Genomic DNA, 15,487 nt, shown 5'->3' with positions numbered 1-15,487 from the left:
CGGTCAGTATCCGGCGCAGCCGCCGGCCGCAGTGCCGGCCGCCGAGCACACCGGGCCGACCGAGCCGCGCCCCAGGTAGAGTCGCACCGGGGCGGGCAGCAGCTCGAGCAGCCCGATGCGCAGCGCCGCGATCTCGTACTGAGAGTTCGGCAGGCCGGTCGACCACTCCGGCGGCTCCGGGCCTCCGGACGAGGGGCGGTTCTGCGCGTTCACGGTGATCGAGACGAGGCCGGCGCCGGAGAGCCCGGTGAAGACGGATCCCAGAGCGCCCGAGATCGGTCCGCCGAGTGAGACGAGGGCATCCGCGGGGAGCTTCGCGAGCGGCAGCACGTTGTTGGTGATCGGCCCCTGGAGCACCCCGCCGACCAGCGGGCCGAGAACACTCCCGAGCACTCCAGTGACCGCTCCCAGCAGCGGCGTCAGCAGGCTGCCGATGAGCCCGAGATTGAGCGCCGAGGTGTCGACGACCACGGTTGCGCTCCCGTCGAGCAGCTGTCCGAGAGTGCCCGAGACGGTCGCCTTGATCCTGCCGGCGTCCTGCCAGGTGCCGAGGCAGATGCTGCCGATCCCGAGCAGGCTGCAGCGCTGGAAGGGGATCTCGACGTTCACGGTGATGGTCGCGAGGTCGACGGCCGAGGCGAGGAGCGAGTCGACGGAGACGATCCACCCCGTGAGCGCGCTTCCGAGCGCCTGCGTGAGCGCTTCGACCATCGCAGGGTCCGCGAAGATGTCGGTGTTCGGTGAGAGCCCGTTCAGCGTCGTACGGCCGGTCTCGCCGTAGGCGGCGCCGAGGAGGGCCGCGGTGTCGATCTGCACCGTTCCGCCGGCGAGGTCGATGCTGAGGATGCCGTCATCGTCCTGGATCGGAGCTGCGAGGAAGTCGTTGAGGGGGGCGAGGTGGAGATCTACCGCGGCGAGAGACACGCTGGTGCCGTTCGGCGCGACGCGCAGGCTCAGGAGCCCCGTGACCAGGCCGAGTGCATTGGTGAGCGCGTTGACGAGCGAGGTCGTGACGCCCGTGAGCAGCCCGGCCTGGCCGAGAACGCCGTTCAACGCCGCCTGCACATCCGCGACGGAGGCATCGACCGCCCCGGTGAGGGCCGCGACGGTCGGGGACTCCACGGTGGTCGTGAGCCCGGCCGCGAGGTAGTCGCGGTGCACCGCTGCTGCGGTGTCGCCGCTCCAGATCGCTTCGCAGGTGTCGACGAGCGCTGCGCGCCCCGCCACCGCTCCGATGCTGAGCGACAGATCGGTCACTCCCTGAGTCGCCGTGCCGATGTCGTAGCCGAGCGAGTTCAGCAGGTCCGAGAGACGGAGCGTCGCGATGTCCGGATAGTCGGCTTCCTGCCCGTCGGTGTTGATGCCGCCAGCATTGGTGATGTAGCCGCTGGCGCCGACCGCATCGCCATCGGTGCGGGCCTGGGCGTACTGCCCGATGAGACCGGTGTCGGTGTCGAGCGGGAGCTGGAGCAGACCCGAGAGCCCGAGATTCACGGTGTTCAGCGCCGATGCATCGAGCGGGTCCGCGTATGCATCGATGACAGAGTTCGCCGGAGCGGCGGTGGCCGGCGTCGGCGTCGCGGACGACCCGTCATTGGTGACGCGCACACCGGAGACCTTGGCCGCGCTGTCGAGATCGATGCCCAGCAACGAGCCGCTGAGCGCCCGCCCTTCGCCTCGGGTGGCGAAGGCGCCGTCGGCGTCTGCGCAGTCGATCGTTCCGACGGCGGGTGCGTGAGTCCACTCGGCATCGTTCCATGCCGCGTTCGTCACCACCCCGCCCTGCGCGACGAGCGCGGTCGAGACCAGTGCCACCGCGGCGAGAGCGCCGATCCCGCGCCGCGTTGCCGCCCCGCGCCGCACCTCCGCGCCGGATCGCCGCCCTGCCGCTCGGGTCCCGTACCGCCGGCCGGTGCTCATGACGCGCTCCGGCGAGAGGGAGCGGGGCAAGCGCGACGCCGCAGCGCGAGGCTCCCGCCGAGGCCGATGAGCCCGACGGCGAGCACACCGAGCGCAAGCGCATCGGCTCCGGTGACCGGGAGCCGCGGTTCGCGCGGGGTGACCGGTTGCGCCGGGCGCGCGACGTCCTCGCCGTCGGCGTGCACGCCGAGGCCGATGCGGGCCGTCCGATCCGCCAGGGCGTCGGCGTCGGCCGATGCCGGGATCGACAGCTGCACGAGCAGCTGCCGCGGCGCACCTCGTCGCAGCTCGGCGAGGGTGAAGCGGTCTCCGTTCCGAACGAGCTGCAGCAGCGAGGTCGGCGGCAGCACGGCCGTGCGTTCACCGAGGCAGCGGATGTCCGCTTCGGCGTCTTCGAACTCGGCGCCGGAGCCTGCGGAGGCTCCGAACTCGAACGCGCCCGCGCACGCCGTGATCTGAGCGGTCATCTCCGAGACGTCGAGCAGTTCCCCCGATGCGTCGAGCTCGACCGCGAGCGTGCTCCTCTCCGCGTCGAGGAGAGACGCCTCGATGAGCCAGTGCGTCGACTCGCCGGGGCGGAGCTTCGCCTGGAGCGGAGTCGCGGAGTGCGCGCCGAGCTTCAGATATCCCGGCCGCCCGGTCTCGGCGATCTCCTGGAACACGGCCGATGCCCGAGCGGTCGTCAGCGTGAGCCCGAGCAAGGCGATGGCCGAGAACACGCCGATGAGCAGCAGCGTGAACGTGCGGGCCCGGTGCGTCGGCGCGGTCATCGCAGCACCTCCTCGGCCGGTTCCGGTTCTGTTCCCGGTTCCGCTTCTGCTTCTGCTTCCGCTTCTGCCTCCGGATCAGCGTCGGCGCGGCGCGGCCAGAACGCCCAGGTGACGAGGGCTCCCACTCCCAGGATCAATGTCCCCGTGCCGATCGGCGTCTGCAGCAGCATGAGCGCGGTTCCCGCGTGAGGCACGGCGAATACGGTCCGGCGCACCTCGGTGACGATGTACGGCAGGTGGTCCGGGGTGGTGTTGTCATCGCCCTGCATCACGATCTCGCGGGCAGCGGGATCGAGCGGGTCGGGCGGACGCTCACCCGGCATCGCGGCGCGCAGATCCGGGGCGTTGCCGGCCTGCGGCTCCACCTCGCGGATCTCGACCACACGGTGCGTCACGGGCATCGGCTCGTTCGCGCGCTGCACGGTCGCGACGTCCCCGACACGGAGCTCGGCCGCCTGCGCCGGAAGCGTGACCGCGACGGCGCCCTGCGGCATCGTGGGGCTCATCGAGCCCGTTCGGAACGTGACGAGCGTCGCCCCGGTGGCCGCGGAGAAGGCGAACCAGCAGGCAAGCCCGAGCGCCGCCGCCACGATGAGCGCCGTGACGGCGGTGCCGAGGATCTTGCTGGCCATGCGCACCTTCTTGGGTAGGAGGAGCGGGGACGGCTGTCCGTCGATGAGATGCGAGTTCTGCCGAGCGGGCGAGCCGGCGATAGCCGGGGTACCGGGGTGTCAATCCGGCGCGGTGCTTCGCCTGCCCGCCGCTCGTCGCATCCGCTAGTTCGAAGTCGAGCGGAACTCCCATGCGGGCGCGATCGTACGACCCTGGAGAGTGTCGGGCGATCCGGTCGGCAGCGTGAGCGCGAAGCAGTAGTGCTGCGTCGAATCCTCGTCGGCGGCGAGCGTCTGCGTCGCCGAGGCCGCCGTTGCGAGCGATGTGATGCCGGCGATCGGTGACCCCCAGTCGGCGATCGACGCTGCGTCGCACGCGTTCGTGGGGTCGGTGGCCGGGGCGCTCACCTGCTCGGTATAGACCGAGACCGTGATCGCGTTCCAGAGGGCTCCGAGATCGTCGTCGACCGTGATCCCGGCTGCGGCCACCGCGCTCTGCAGCGTGACAGTGGCACCCTCGGAGTCCTCGATCGTGCGCAGGGCGACCGGGGCGTAGACAGTGTCCCCCGGGGACAGAGCCAGCGCACCCGCGGTGAAGGTGAGCTCGTCGCCGGGCGCGGTCTCGTGATCCGCCCAGTTGGCTGCCGCATCGTCGAAGGGCGAGGTGGCGTTCTGCACGACCTCGAAGGTCCCCGTGCCGATGCCGGGGTCGCCGTTGGCGCCGCCCCAGGCCCACTCGGAGTCGGTCCACGTGGCGAGCGTGTAGGTGGCTCCCAGTCCGACGACGAGCGCTCCGGCCGCGATGGCCGCGATCTTGCGGTTCCTGCGAGATGACGATTGATTGGTTCCCACGACAGACCTCCCCGTTGTTGTCCCACATATTGCGTATGGAGAGGCTTGGCGGTCGACGGCGACCATCCTGCGCGCATATTTCCCCGTACGCGCCGGATGAGAGAGCGCTATGCGCTTCCCAAATGTTCCCCGGTGAGATGGAGAGTAGCAGTTGTCGGGGTTGAAAGGGAATAGAGATCGGCCACAATGCGATATCGCCCATTGCGGCAGCTCCCGCGCGATGCCGTTTCCCGCGGAGAAGGGCACAGACGCCGACGGCGCCCCTCCGCCGAAGCGGAGGGGCGCCGTCGCGATCCTGAACCGGCCGCGGTCAGGGCAGCAGGCGGTTCGGGCCGCGGAAGAGGTACGTGACCTCCCGGATCGACGACTGCTGCAGCATGAGCATCAGCACGCGGCCCAGGCCCATGCCGAAGCCGCCGTGCGGGGGCACGCCGTAGCGGAAGAAGTCGAGGTAGAACGACAGCTCCGCCGGGTCCATCCCCTTCTCGACGGCCTGCGCCTCGAGCACCTCGATGCGGTGCTCGCGCTGTGCGCCGGTGGAGATCTCGGTGCCGCGGTAGATGAGGTCGTAGCTCTTGGTGAGCTGCGGGTTCTCGGCGTCACGCATGTGGTAGAACGGGCGGATCGAGGCATCGTAGTCGGTGAGGAACACGAAGTCGTGGCCGTACTTCTGCTTGACGTGGGCGGCGATGCGGCGCTCGCCCTCGGGGTCCATGTCGGCGTCGGCGCGCGGCACCTCGTAGCCCTCGGCCTTCACGATCTCCTTCGCCTCGGCGAGCGGGATGCGCGGGAACGGGCGGGACGGCACCTCGAGCTCGATGCCGAAGAGCTTCTGGATCTCCTCGCCGTGCTTGTCCTTGACCGCGGAGAGGCCCGCGACGACGAGCTCCTCGTGCAGCTCCATGACGTCCTCGTGGGAGTCGATCCAGCTGATCTCGGTGTCGATCGAGGTGAACTCGGTCGCGTGGCGCGAGGTGAACGAGGGATCGGCGCGGAACGCCGGACCCACCTCGAAGATGCCGCCGAAGCCGGCCGCCTGCGCCATCTGCTTGAAGAACTGCGGGCTCTGCGCGAGGAACGCCTGGCCCTCGAAGTACTCGACCTCGAAGAGCTCGGCGCGCGACTCGGACGCCGACGCCATGAGCTTCGGGGTCTGGATCTCGATGAAGCCGCGGTCGACCCAGACCTGCCGCAGCGCGTGCAGGAAGGTGGTCTGGATGCGGAAGATGAGGTTCTGCTCGGGGCGGCGCAGGTCGAGGAAGCGCCAGTCGAGGCGCACATCGATGCCGCTGTCGGCCGCGATCGGGTTGTCGGGCAGGGCCTTGGTGACGACCTCGATCGTCTCGATCTGGATCTCGACGCCGCCGAGCTTCACGCGCTCGTTGTGCTGCAGCTCGCCCGTGACCGTGATGAAGGTGCCGTGGGTGAGCTCGGAGATCGTCTGCGTGCGCGGCACGAGGATGTCGGAGCGCGGGTTCTCGGGATCGGGCTCGCGCAGCACGCCGCCGTTGACGAGCTGCACCGCACCCGACTCGTCGCGCAGCACCACGAATTGCACGTAGCGCTGGTCGCGCACCTTCTCGACCCAGCCGGAAACACGCACGGTGCCGTCCTCGCGGGCGGCCAGATCCTTGATCAATACACGCTCAGTCACCCGCCTAGTCTACTGGGCGTGTGAGGATCACGAGGAACGGGCGGAGTCTCAGCACGCCCCCGGCCGAGCGGGGCGACGACGGAGCGGAAGTCGAAACCTCAGGCGCCCGCAGGCGGTGATTCCGACCCCGGTGCGCCCCGCTGCGCCCCGCTCGATCGGCTCACGAGGGAGGCGGGACACATTGTGTAATAAACCCCGTACTGCTCTGGCGGGTGAATTCCGGAAACCTAGACTGAGGCAGCGTGATCCGCCGCCCCGGGGATCCGCTGATCGAGCCGCCAGGCCCCGCGAAAGAGAGACCGGCATGTCGTCACCCGCTCACGTGATCCGTTCCGATGAGGAAGCGCTCGCGCAGGCCGCAGAGTTCAGGGACTCGGTGCTCGAGCGCGCCGCTTCGATCGACGCCGACCGGGTGATCCCGCAGGATATCGTCGAGGACTTCTCGCAGCGAGGCCTGTGGGCCATCACCGTGCCGAAGAGCCACGGCGGCGCCGACGTCTCGCTCGAGACGGTGGCCGAGGTCATCGCCATCGTGGGCGAGGCCGACAGCTCGCTCGCGCAGATCCCGCAGAACCACTTCTGCCTCGTCGAGGATGTCAGGCTGAGCGGCACCGCCGAGCAGCAGGAGTTCTTCTTCGGCCTCGTGCTGCGGGGCAGCCGCTTCGCCAACGCCTTCAGCGAGCTCGGCGGCAAGAACGTGGGCGATCTGCAGACCAAGCTCGTGCGCGACGGGGACGAGGTCGTCGTGAACGGCCGAAAGTTCTACTCCACCGGGTCGATCTACGCCGATTGGATCCCCGTGCTCGCCGTCGACGAGGACGGCCTCGAGCTGCTCGTCTTCGCCGAGAAGAACGCGCCCGGCCTCACCGTCGTCAACGACTGGTCGAGCTTCGGCCAGCGCGCCACGGCGAGCGGATCGGTGGTGCTCGAGGATCTGCGCCTTCCCGCGAGCCGGGTGTTCCCCATGTACAAGGAATACGACAACCCCACGCTGGCCGGCCCTCTCGCGCAGATCACCACCGCCGCGATCGACCTCGGCATCGCTCGCGGCGCGTTCCGCGAAACCCTCGCGGCGACCCGGGCGTCGAGGCCGTGGATCGACGCCGGTGTCGAGTCCGCGACGAAGGATCCGCTGTCCCTGAACATCATCGGCCGCCTCGACATCGACATCCGCGCGGCCGAGGCGCTGACCCGCGAGGCGGCCCGCGCGATCGACGCGGCCAAGCCCGCCCCCGACGAGCACAACGTGGCGGCCGCCTCCATCGCGGTGGCCCGTGCGAAGGTGCTCACCACCGAGGTCTCCCTCGAGGCGTCGACCCGCCTGCTCGAGCTCGGAGGAACCCGTTCGACGCTGGGGGAGAAGCGCCTCGACCGCTTCTGGCGCAACGCCCGCGTGCACACGCTGCACGACCCCGTGCGCTGGAAGAACTACGCCATCGGCGACTACGTGCTCAACGGGACCCTGCCCGCTCGTCACTCCTGGCTGTGACGCCGGACGGCGTCCCACCCCGCGATCCCGATCCTCGAAGGCGGCACCGAACAGCATGAGCACCGAGCAGCGCGCTGAACCGAGCGCCGAGCAGCGCATCCACCTCAACCTGTTCACCATGAACACGGTTGGCCACCTGTCGCCGGGCCTGTGGCGGCACCCCGCCGACCAGAGCCGGCGATACACCGAGCTGCCCTACTGGCTCGACATCGCCCGCACCGCCGAGGCAGGCCTGCTCGACGCGATCTTCTTCGCCGACGTGCTCGGCACCTACGACGTCTACGGCGGAGGGCCGGAGGCGGCCCTCGCCGGAGGCGTGCAGGTTCCCGTCAACGACCCGTTGCAGCTGGTGCCCGCGCTCGCCTCGGTGACCGAGCACATCGGATTCGGGGTCACGGCCTCGACCTCGTTCGAGCACCCCTTCCCGTTCGCGCGGCGCATGTCGACGCTCGACCACCTCACGGGGGGCCGGGTCGGATGGAACGTGGTCACCTCCTACCTCGGCTCCGGTGCGCGCAACCTCGGCCTCGAAGGCCAGGTATCGCACGACCGCCGCTACGACATCGCCGAGGAATACCTGGAGGTCTGCTACAAGCTGTGGCAGCGCAGCTGGGATGACGACGCCATCGTCGCCGACGCCGCGACGGGCGTCTTCGCGGATCCCGAGCGCGTGCACTCCATCGGGCATCGCGGCGAGTTCTTCACCGTGCCCGGCTTCCACCTCTCCGAGCCGTCGCCGCAGCGCACCCCCGTGATCTACCAGGCGGGGGCCTCATCCCGGGGCGTGAGCTTCGCCGCGAGGCACGCCGAGCACGTCTTCGTCGCAGCACCGACCCGCACCGTGCTGAAGAAGCAGGTGCGGGCCGTGCGTGAGGCCGCCGCAGAGGCAGGCCGTGCGCAGACGCCGCCCGTGCTCAACCAGCTCACCGTCATCGTGTCGGACACCGACGCCCACGCGCGACAGCTCTTCGAGGAGTACCTCGAGGTGGCCTCGCCCGAGGGAGCGCTCACGCTCATGTCCGGCTGGACCGGCATCGACTTCGCGAAGCTCGACCCCGATGCCCCGCTCGCCGGGCACAGCAGCAACGCGATCCAGTCGGCGCTCGCCGCATTCACCGACGCCGACCCCGATCGGGTGTGGACACCGCGCGAGATCGCCGACTACGCCAGGATCGGCGGCGACGGCCCCGTGATCGTCGGCTCGGCCGGGACCGTCGCCGACACGATCGAGGAGATCGTCGAGGAGACCGGGGTGTCGGGATTCAACCTCGCCGCGGTCTCGCAGCCCGAGACGCTGCGCGGCATCGTCGAGCATCTCGTGCCCGAGCTGCAGACGCGCGGCCGCTTCAAGCGCGGATACGAGTCGGGCACGCTGCGCGAGAAGCTGGGCGGCTCGGACGCGCGGCCGGGCGCGGATCATCCGGCATCGCAGGTGCGCATCGACGGCGCGTAGTGCCGCCACGCCCGCCGATTGAGCGGAGCGCAGCGGAGTCGAAATCGCAGTTCCGACTCCCCCGTCGTCGGTCGCTCAACCGGCGGTCGTCACTCCGCCCGGCACCGGCCGCTACGCGCGGCGGGCGCGGCTGAAGCGGTGCACCGCCCAGTCGCCGAGCAGCTGGATCCCCTGCACCAGGATGATCTGGATGACGACGGTGACGATCATGACGTCGGTCTGGAACCGCTGATAGCCGTAGCGGATCGCGAGATCGCCGAGTCCGCCGCCGCCGAGGACGCCCGACATGGCCGTGTAGTCGATGAGCGCGATCGCGGTGACCGTGATGCCCGCGAGCAGCGCTGGGCGCGCCTCCGGCAGCAGGATGTACTGCACGATCTGCCGGGTGCTCGCCGCCATCGACTGCCCGCACTCGATGAGACTGTGGTCGACCTCTCGCAGCGCGATCTCGACGAGCCGGGCCAGGAACGGGGTCGCGGCGATCACCATCGGCGGGATCGCGCCCGCGACGCCGAGCGTGGTGCCCACCAGCAGTGCGGTGAGCGGCAGCACGGCGATCATCACGATGATGAACGGCACCGAGCGGATGATGTTGACGACCGCGGAGAGCACACCGTGCACGAGCGGGTTGCTGCGGATGTGCCCCTTGCCGCTCAGGTACATGAGGATCCCGAGCGGCAGCGCGAGCACCACCGTGCAGGCGAGTGCGACGACGAGCATCACCACGGTCTCGCCGAGAGCCTCGGCGATCTCGGGCCAGTGCACGTTGGGCAGATAGCGGTCCATGCTGACCATCATCGCCACCCGCGGACATAACGCCCGCGAATATTTCTCATCATTACCGCGAAACAATGCGAGGGCGTGCGTCGCCCCTACCATTCATGCAGTGCACCGCTCCGCTCCGAGCGGCACCGAGCGGGCGACGGCGCGATCTCGACGCACGATTCCACCGCATGATCCAGAGGAGAACTCATGAGCAGCACCACAGAGCCCGCCGGCACGGGCGACGACGCCCAGTCGCTGGCCGCGGACGCCGCAGCCCGCCGCGGCAAGTCGAAGAAGCGCGGTGTCCTCATCGCGGTCATCCTCGCCGTCATCGCGGCCGCCGCGATCCTTGCCGCGCTCCTCATCCCGAGAGGCGGTGCCGAGGCGACGCAGAGGCTCGTCGTGGGTGCCACGCCCGTGCCCCACGCCGAGGTGCTCGAGGTCGTGAAGCCGATCCTCGCGGAGCAGGGCATCGAGCTCGAGATCGTGGTGTTCCAGGACTTCATCCAGCCCAACGCTCAGTTGGCGTCCGGCCAGCTCGACGCCAACTACTACCAGTACCTCCCGTTCCTCGACAACTACAACGCCGAGAACGGCACCGACCTGGTGCCCACGGTCCCCGTGCACATCGAGCCCTTCGGCGCCTTCTCCGACGAGTTCGACAGCCTCGACGAGGTCGCCGACGGTGCCAGCATCGCGATCCCGAACGACCCGGTCAACGCGGGCCGCGCCCTCACACTGCTCGAGCAGGAGGGGCTCATCGTGCTCGCGAACCCGGGTGATCCCAGCTCGACCATCAACGACATCGTCGAGAACCCGCGCGAGCTGAAGATCACCGAGCTCGAGGGGGCGCAGCTGGCCCGCTCGATCGACCAGGTCGACGTCGCCTTCGTGTTCGCCAACTACGCACTCGACGTGGGTATTGATCCGCTCAGCGCGATCTTCACCGACAAGGGTAATGAGCTCTACTCCGAGTACCTCGTGACACGTCCGGAACTCGTCGAGGATCCCCGCATCGTGGCGCTGAACGAAGCCCTCAACTCGGAGGCGGTGCGGGAGTTCATCCTCGCCGAGTACGAGGGCTCCATCGATGTCGCGTTCTGAGAACGAGGACGATGCGGGCGGCGCGATCGGACAGGAACTGGTCGCGCCCGCCCGCGGATCCATCTCCCTGCGCGGCCTGCGCAAGACCTTCACCCGTGGCCGCGGCAAGGGGGAGTTCCACGCGCTCGACGGCGTCGACCTCGATATCCCGGGCGGCTCGATCTTCGGAGTGATCGGGCGCAGTGGCGCCGGCAAGTCGACGCTGCTGCGCACCATCAACCTGCTCGCCGAGCCGGACTCGGGCGAGGTGCTGATCGACGGCGTCCCGGTCACCGGCGCCCGTGGTGCCGAGCTCGCGGAGCAGCGCCGCAAGACCGGCATGATCTTTCAGCACTTCAGCCTGATGACGTCGAAGACCGTGTGGCAGAACGTTGCGCTGCCGCTGCGTCTCGCGGGGACGTCCGAGGACGAGATCGACCGTCGGGTCGCCGAGCTGATCGCCCTCGTCAGGCTCGTGGATCAGGCGCACGCCTACCCGGCGGGACTGTCGGGCGGGCAGAAGCAGCGCGTGGCCATCGCCCGCGCTCTGGTGCACGACCCCGAGATCCTGCTGTCGGACGAGGCCACCTCGGCGCTCGACCCCGAGACGACCCGCTCCATTCTCGGGCTGATCCGGCGCATCAACCGCGACCGCGGGGTGACGGTCGTGCTCATCACGCACGAGATGTCGGTGGTCGAGGAGATCGCCGATTCGGTGGCGATCGTCGACGGCGGCCGAGTGGTCGAGCAGGGGCCCACCTGGCGCATCTTCAGCGACCCGGCGCATCCCGTCACAGCCGAGCTGGTGCGCGCCGCGCGCCGCGATCGCCTCGGTGACATCGAGGCCGCAGTCGCCGAGATGCCCCGACTGGCACGGCACCGCTACGTCATCCGCTTCGACGGCGACGCGCCCATCGGGATCGCTGAGGTCTCCCGGCTCGCGCCGGACATCCGCGTACTGAAGAGCGACATCCGCACGGTGCAGGGCCACTCGCAGGGATATCTCGTGTTCGAGACCGACGCCGAGCCCGCGATCACCGATCGTGCTCCGTTCAGGCTCGAGCCGCTCCCGGCCTGACGCCGCGCCGCCTTCTGCGCCGGTTCCTCGCCCTGAGCCTGTCGCCGTCCACCGTGTGAGCGTGTCGATGGAGGATCCCGGGCCGCTGCCGGACTGCGAGAATAGGCGGGTGACTCAGACCCGCGATCCCGAATCGGCCGCCGCACCCGCCGCCCCAGCGCCCCAGCACCCCGAGCGCACGACGGCGGGGGTGGGCCCGTGGCCCGGTGGGCGCGATGCGTGGCCGAGCGAGGATCACTACGACCCCGAGCTGCTCGAGCACGGCGACACCCGCAACGTGGTCGACCGCTACCGGTACTGGCGCATGGAGGCCATCGTGGCCGACCTCGACGAGCACCGCCACCCGTTCCACGTGGCCATCGAGAACTGGCAGCACGACATGAACATCGGGTCGATCGTGCGCAGCGCCAACGCGTTCGCCGCCGACACGGTGCACATCGTGGGCCGGCGCCGGTGGAACAAGCGCGGGGCCATGGTCACCGACCGCTACCAGCACGTCGTGCACCGGGAGGGGGTCGACGCGCTCGCGGCCTGGGCCGCGGCCGAGGGGATCCCGATCATCGCGATCGACAACGTGCCGGGCTGCGTGCCCATGGAGACCTTCGAGTGGCCCGAGCGCTGCGTGATGCTGTTCGGGCAGGAGGGGCCGGGGCTCACCCAGGAGGCGATCGCCGCGGCAGAGGCCGTCGTGGAGATCACGCAGTACGGGTCGACCCGCTCGATCAACGCGAGCGCGGCGGCGGCGGTGGCGATGTACAGCTGGGTGCAGCAGCACTCGCCGCTGCGGCCCGGCGCTGCCGTCTAGACGAAAGCGGGAGTCGCGTTCTGCCGCAACGTTCAGAACGAAGCGACAGAACGCGACTCCCATTTGGTCCGGTGCCGGGGCGAAACGTGAACGGGCTGTCTCGCTGAAACGGCGAACGGGGCCGCCCGCGTTGCGCGGACGACCCCGTTCGAGGCTGAGATTCAGAGCGAGGCTGAGGGAGCGGAAGCGCTACGCCTCGGTCTTGGCGGGGGTCCAGCTCTTCCACTGCCCGCTGCGCTCGAACTCGAGATCGAGCGGGATGTTGGAGCGATCCTTCAGCGTCAGGCTCGCGAACAGCCCGAGCGACGTCATGACGAGCAGGTAGACGACGATCGCCCAGGTCGTGCCGAACGACTGCAGCAGGAGCTGCGCGATGGTGGGCGCGAACGCTCCGCCGATGACGCCGCCCAGCGCGTAGCTGATCGAGATGCCCGAGTAGCGCACGGATGCCGGGAAGCTCTCGGCGAACCACACCGCGGCCGGGCCGTAGGTGAGGCCGAGGCCCACTGCGAGCAGGCAGGTACCGAGGAGCACGCCGCCGACGCCGCCGTTGAACACGAACTGGAAGAGCGGGATGACGCCCAGCGCCTGCACGATCCAGCCGAGGTTCATGATCGGCTTGCGCCCGTAGCGGTCGGAGAGCGGGCCCGAGAGGAAGGTGAAGATCGCCCACACGATGGCCGCGGTCAGCACCGCGAGCTGCACCTGCACCGGGTCGTAGCCCAGGCCGCCCTGGTCCTCGGGGCGCGACGCGAGACCCTGCACGTAGCCGCCGGTGAGCATGTAGCCCACGGCGTTGTTGCCGGCGAAGAGCAGCGCGCTCAGGATGACGAGCGGCAGGTGCATCTTGAACACCTGCACGATGGGCGCCGACTCCTGCTGGCGGGTCTGCTTGATCTCGCTGAAGACCGGCGACTCGTCGACCGTCTTGCGGATGATGAAGCCCACGACGATCAGCACGACCGAGAACAGGAACGGCACGCGCCAGCCCCACTCCTCGAAGGCGTCGCCCGGTGCGACGACGCGCATGATCGCGAGCATGGCCGAGGCGAGCAGCATGCCGAAGGGCACGCCGAGCTGGGGGAAGATGCCGTAGAGGCCGCGCTTGCCCTTCGGCGCGTGCTCGACCGACATCAGCACCGCGCCGCCCCACTCGCCGCCGGCCGAGAGGCCCTGCAGGATGCGGAGCAGGATCAGGATGACGGGTGCGGCGAGACCGATCGCGTCGTACGTGGGCAGCAGCCCGATGCCGACGGTCGCGACGCCCATGAGCAGCAGCGTGATGACGAGCATCGGCTGGCGGCCGAGCTTGTCGCCGAAGTGGCCGGCGAGGAAGGCGCCGAGCGGGCGGAAGAGGAAGGAGAGGCCGATGGTGAGCAGCGAGAGGATCTGCATCATGCTCTCACCCGCCGGCTCGAAGAAGAGCTTGGCCAGCACGAGGTTGGCGGCGAACGCGTAGATGAAGAAGTCGTACCACTCGATAGTGGTGCCGATCACCGATGCTGCGACGACCTTCCGGCGCTCTCGGGTGGAGCTGGCGGCGACCAGTTGTGTCATTATGTGACTTCCTTGTCCAAATATCGAATCATTCAGAGACTCAACGTATTTTACGCGGTGCGATACGCCACACCTGTGTGTCTGTTCGATGATTGTGACACAGTTGTAACTTTTCGGATCCGGGATACTGGAGAGCATGACGCTCCCCGACGGTTACCGCTTCACCCGCCTCGAAGACCGCGGCCACCTGGAGCAGGTGCTGCGACTCGACTCTTGGGCGTTCCCCACGGAGATCCCGCTCGAGGATCTGCTCGCCGTGGAGCATCCCATTCCCTGGGGCCGCACCTGGGCGGTGGAGCACGACGCGGCGCTGAGCGGGGAGTTCGCCGCGATGTACGGCGCCTACGCGCTGCGGGAGTTTCCCGTGCCGGGGGCCGAAGCGCCCTGCGGCTGGCTCACCTGGGTGGCGGTGCATCCGGGGCATCGCCGGCGCGGGATCCTGCGCGAGATGATCGCGCACCACTTCGCCGACTGCCTCGAGCGCGGGGAGGCCTTCTCAGGACTCAACGCGGCCGAGGCCGCGATCTACGGCCGGTTCGGATACGGCATGGCGGCGTCGCAGGTCTCGCTGACGATTCCGCGCGGGGCGGGGCTGCGTCCCGTGCCCGGCGCCGACGAGCTCCGCGTCGAGCTCGCGGAGTGGGACGCCGCCCGCCACGGAGACGAGATCGCGGCGCTGCACCGCGAGTATGCGCGCGTGCCCGAGGGGATCGGGCGGCCGGGGTGGGCGAGCTGGGAGACGCCGGAGCTGCGGCGCGCCGCGGATCAGGATCCGCCCGAGCTGCATCGGGGGCAGGAGACGCAGCGGGTGCTCATCGTGCGCGACGCCTCCGGCGCACCGCGCGGCTACGCCCGCTTCCGGCGGAAGTCCCTCTGGAACCGGAACACCGCGGACGGGACGGTGCAGCTGCGCGACGCCGTGGCGCTCGACGCCGCTGCGGCGCACCGCCTGTGGTCGGTGCTGCTCGACCTCGACCTCATGGCCCGCGTCGAGACCGGCCCGCTGCCGGTCGACGATCCGATCCTGTCGCTTCTCGTCGATGCCCGGGGAGCGATGCCGGTGACGAACGATCTGCAGTGGATCAGGATCCTCGATCTTCCCCGAGCGCTCTCGGACCGTCGCTACGCCGCACCCGTCGACGCGGTGCTCGAGGTGACGGACGCCCTGCTGCCGCAGAACGCGGGACGGTGGCGGGTGCGGGCGGAGGCGCACGGCGCGGTCGAGGTGTCGCGCAGCGAGGCCGAGGCCGACCTCGTGCTCGACATCCGGGAGCTCGGTGCCGCGCACCTCGGGGCCGTCTCGCTCGCGGCGCTCGCGCAGGCGGGGCTCGTCACGGTGCGCCGGCCCGAGGCGCTGGCGCGGGCCGCGACGGCGTGGTCCTGGCCCGTCGCGGCGGGCGCCGACTGGGTGTTCTGACGCGGGGGCCTCGCGCCGGGCCCCTCGGTCCCT

General features: G+C 69.7%; 13 protein-coding genes. 6 read left to right on the top strand and 7 right to left on the bottom strand.

Translation table 11 applies throughout. From position 1 onward, the window contains the following. Positions 1-3: 3 nt before the first annotated feature. The 5 genes from AMS65_RS11945 to aspS form a co-directional block, all read right to left on the bottom strand. Entirely contained in the window at positions 4-1,920 is a 1,917-nt protein-coding gene (locus AMS65_RS11945) for a choice-of-anchor G family protein (RefSeq protein WP_053384389.1), read from the bottom strand. After that, on the bottom strand, positions 1,917-2,690 hold the full coding sequence (locus AMS65_RS11940; RefSeq protein ID WP_053384388.1) for a hypothetical protein: 774 nt from the start codon (positions 2,688-2,690) through the stop codon (positions 1,917-1,919). Before AMS65_RS11940 ends, AMS65_RS11945 begins: the two co-directional genes overlap by 4 nt. Continuing rightward, positions 2,687-3,322, bottom strand: a complete 636-nt coding sequence (locus AMS65_RS11935) for a S24/S26 family peptidase (RefSeq protein ID WP_053384387.1) — start codon at positions 3,320-3,322, stop codon at positions 2,687-2,689. The genes AMS65_RS11940 and AMS65_RS11935 overlap by 4 nt, the downstream gene beginning before the upstream one ends. A gap of 144 nt (positions 3,323-3,466) precedes the next feature. Further along, entirely contained in the window at positions 3,467-4,153 is a 687-nt protein-coding gene (locus AMS65_RS11930) for a hypothetical protein (RefSeq protein ID WP_075200971.1), read from the bottom strand. Between the two features lie 310 nt (positions 4,154-4,463). Beyond that, complete coding sequence (gene aspS, locus AMS65_RS11925; RefSeq protein ID WP_241489431.1) at positions 4,464-5,807, bottom strand: aspartate--tRNA(Asn) ligase; 1,344 nt, start codon at positions 5,805-5,807, stop codon at positions 4,464-4,466. A gap of 304 nt (positions 5,808-6,111) precedes the next feature. Here aspS and AMS65_RS11920 point away from each other — a divergent pair, with 304 nt between their 5' ends. Both AMS65_RS11920 and AMS65_RS11915 read left to right on the top strand, forming a co-directional pair. After that, on the top strand, positions 6,112-7,296 hold the full coding sequence (locus AMS65_RS11920) for an SfnB family sulfur acquisition oxidoreductase (protein ID WP_053384385.1): 1,185 nt from the start codon (positions 6,112-6,114) through the stop codon (positions 7,294-7,296). 55 nt (positions 7,297-7,351) lie between these two features. Beyond that, complete coding sequence (locus AMS65_RS11915) at positions 7,352-8,749, top strand: LLM class flavin-dependent oxidoreductase (RefSeq protein WP_053384384.1); 1,398 nt, start codon at positions 7,352-7,354, stop codon at positions 8,747-8,749. 111 nt (positions 8,750-8,860) lie between these two features. Here AMS65_RS11915 and AMS65_RS11910 read toward each other — a convergent pair whose 3' ends face one another. Continuing rightward, positions 8,861-9,535 carry a methionine ABC transporter permease gene (locus tag AMS65_RS11910; protein ID WP_053384448.1) on the bottom strand — a complete coding sequence of 225 codons (675 nt, stop codon included), beginning with the start codon at positions 9,533-9,535 and terminating at the stop codon, positions 8,861-8,863. A 186-nt stretch (positions 9,536-9,721) separates the two neighbouring features. Between AMS65_RS11910 and AMS65_RS11905 the strand changes: the two genes are divergently transcribed. The 3 genes from AMS65_RS11905 (at position 9,722) to AMS65_RS11895 (ending at position 12,480) form a co-directional block, all read left to right on the top strand. Continuing rightward, positions 9,722-10,618 carry a MetQ/NlpA family ABC transporter substrate-binding protein gene (locus AMS65_RS11905; protein ID WP_083451664.1) on the top strand — a complete coding sequence of 299 codons (897 nt, stop codon included), beginning with the start codon at positions 9,722-9,724 and terminating at the stop codon, positions 10,616-10,618. Next, on the top strand, positions 10,605-11,675 hold the full coding sequence (locus AMS65_RS19105; RefSeq protein WP_083451663.1) for a methionine ABC transporter ATP-binding protein: 1,071 nt from the start codon (positions 10,605-10,607) through the stop codon (positions 11,673-11,675). Before AMS65_RS11905 ends, AMS65_RS19105 begins: the two co-directional genes overlap by 14 nt. 109 nt (positions 11,676-11,784) lie before the next feature. Then, positions 11,785-12,480 carry a TrmH family RNA methyltransferase gene (locus AMS65_RS11895; protein ID WP_053384383.1) on the top strand — a complete coding sequence of 232 codons (696 nt, stop codon included), beginning with the start codon at positions 11,785-11,787 and terminating at the stop codon, positions 12,478-12,480. Between the two features lie 189 nt (positions 12,481-12,669). On the opposite strand, the gene AMS65_RS11890 is transcribed toward AMS65_RS11895, so the two are convergent. Next, on the bottom strand, positions 12,670-14,037 hold the full coding sequence (locus AMS65_RS11890; RefSeq protein WP_053384382.1) for an MFS transporter: 1,368 nt from the start codon (positions 14,035-14,037) through the stop codon (positions 12,670-12,672). Positions 14,038-14,173: 136 nt separating this feature from the next. Here AMS65_RS11890 and AMS65_RS11885 point away from each other — a divergent pair, with 136 nt between their 5' ends. Next, entirely contained in the window at positions 14,174-15,454 is a 1,281-nt protein-coding gene (locus AMS65_RS11885; RefSeq protein WP_053384381.1) for a GNAT family N-acetyltransferase, read from the top strand. Positions 15,455-15,487: the final 33 nt, after the last annotated feature.

Origin of the sequence: Leucobacter celer subsp. astrifaciens, from assembly GCF_001273835.1 — a bacterium.
GTDB lineage: Bacteria > Actinomycetota > Actinomycetes > Actinomycetales > Microbacteriaceae > Leucobacter > Leucobacter celer.
This window is presented reverse-complemented; position numbering and strand designations above follow the sequence as displayed.

What these genes read in the sequence shown, in the direction of transcription:
- AMS65_RS11945 (WP_053384389.1), bottom strand. Translation starts at nt 1,920, where the DNA reads ATGAGCACCGGCCGGCGGTACGGGACCCGAGCGGCAGGGCGGCGATCC.
- AMS65_RS11940 (WP_053384388.1), bottom strand. Translation starts at nt 2,690, where the DNA reads ATGACCGCGCCGACGCACCGGGCCCGCACGTTCACGCTGCTGCTCATC.
- AMS65_RS11935 (WP_053384387.1), bottom strand. Translation starts at nt 3,322, where the DNA reads ATGGCCAGCAAGATCCTCGGCACCGCCGTCACGGCGCTCATCGTGGCG.
- AMS65_RS11920 (WP_053384385.1), top strand. Translation starts at nt 6,112, where the DNA reads ATGTCGTCACCCGCTCACGTGATCCGTTCCGATGAGGAAGCGCTCGCG.
- AMS65_RS11915 (WP_053384384.1), top strand. Translation starts at nt 7,352, where the DNA reads ATGAGCACCGAGCAGCGCGCTGAACCGAGCGCCGAGCAGCGCATCCAC.
- AMS65_RS11910 (WP_053384448.1), bottom strand. Translation starts at nt 9,535, where the DNA reads ATGGACCGCTATCTGCCCAACGTGCACTGGCCCGAGATCGCCGAGGCT.
- AMS65_RS11905 (WP_083451664.1), top strand. Translation starts at nt 9,722, where the DNA reads ATGAGCAGCACCACAGAGCCCGCCGGCACGGGCGACGACGCCCAGTCG.
- AMS65_RS19105 (WP_083451663.1), top strand. Translation starts at nt 10,605, where the DNA reads ATGTCGCGTTCTGAGAACGAGGACGATGCGGGCGGCGCGATCGGACAG.
- AMS65_RS11890 (WP_053384382.1), bottom strand. Translation starts at nt 14,037, where the DNA reads ATGACACAACTGGTCGCCGCCAGCTCCACCCGAGAGCGCCGGAAGGTC.
- AMS65_RS11885 (WP_053384381.1), top strand. Translation starts at nt 14,174, where the DNA reads ATGACGCTCCCCGACGGTTACCGCTTCACCCGCCTCGAAGACCGCGGC.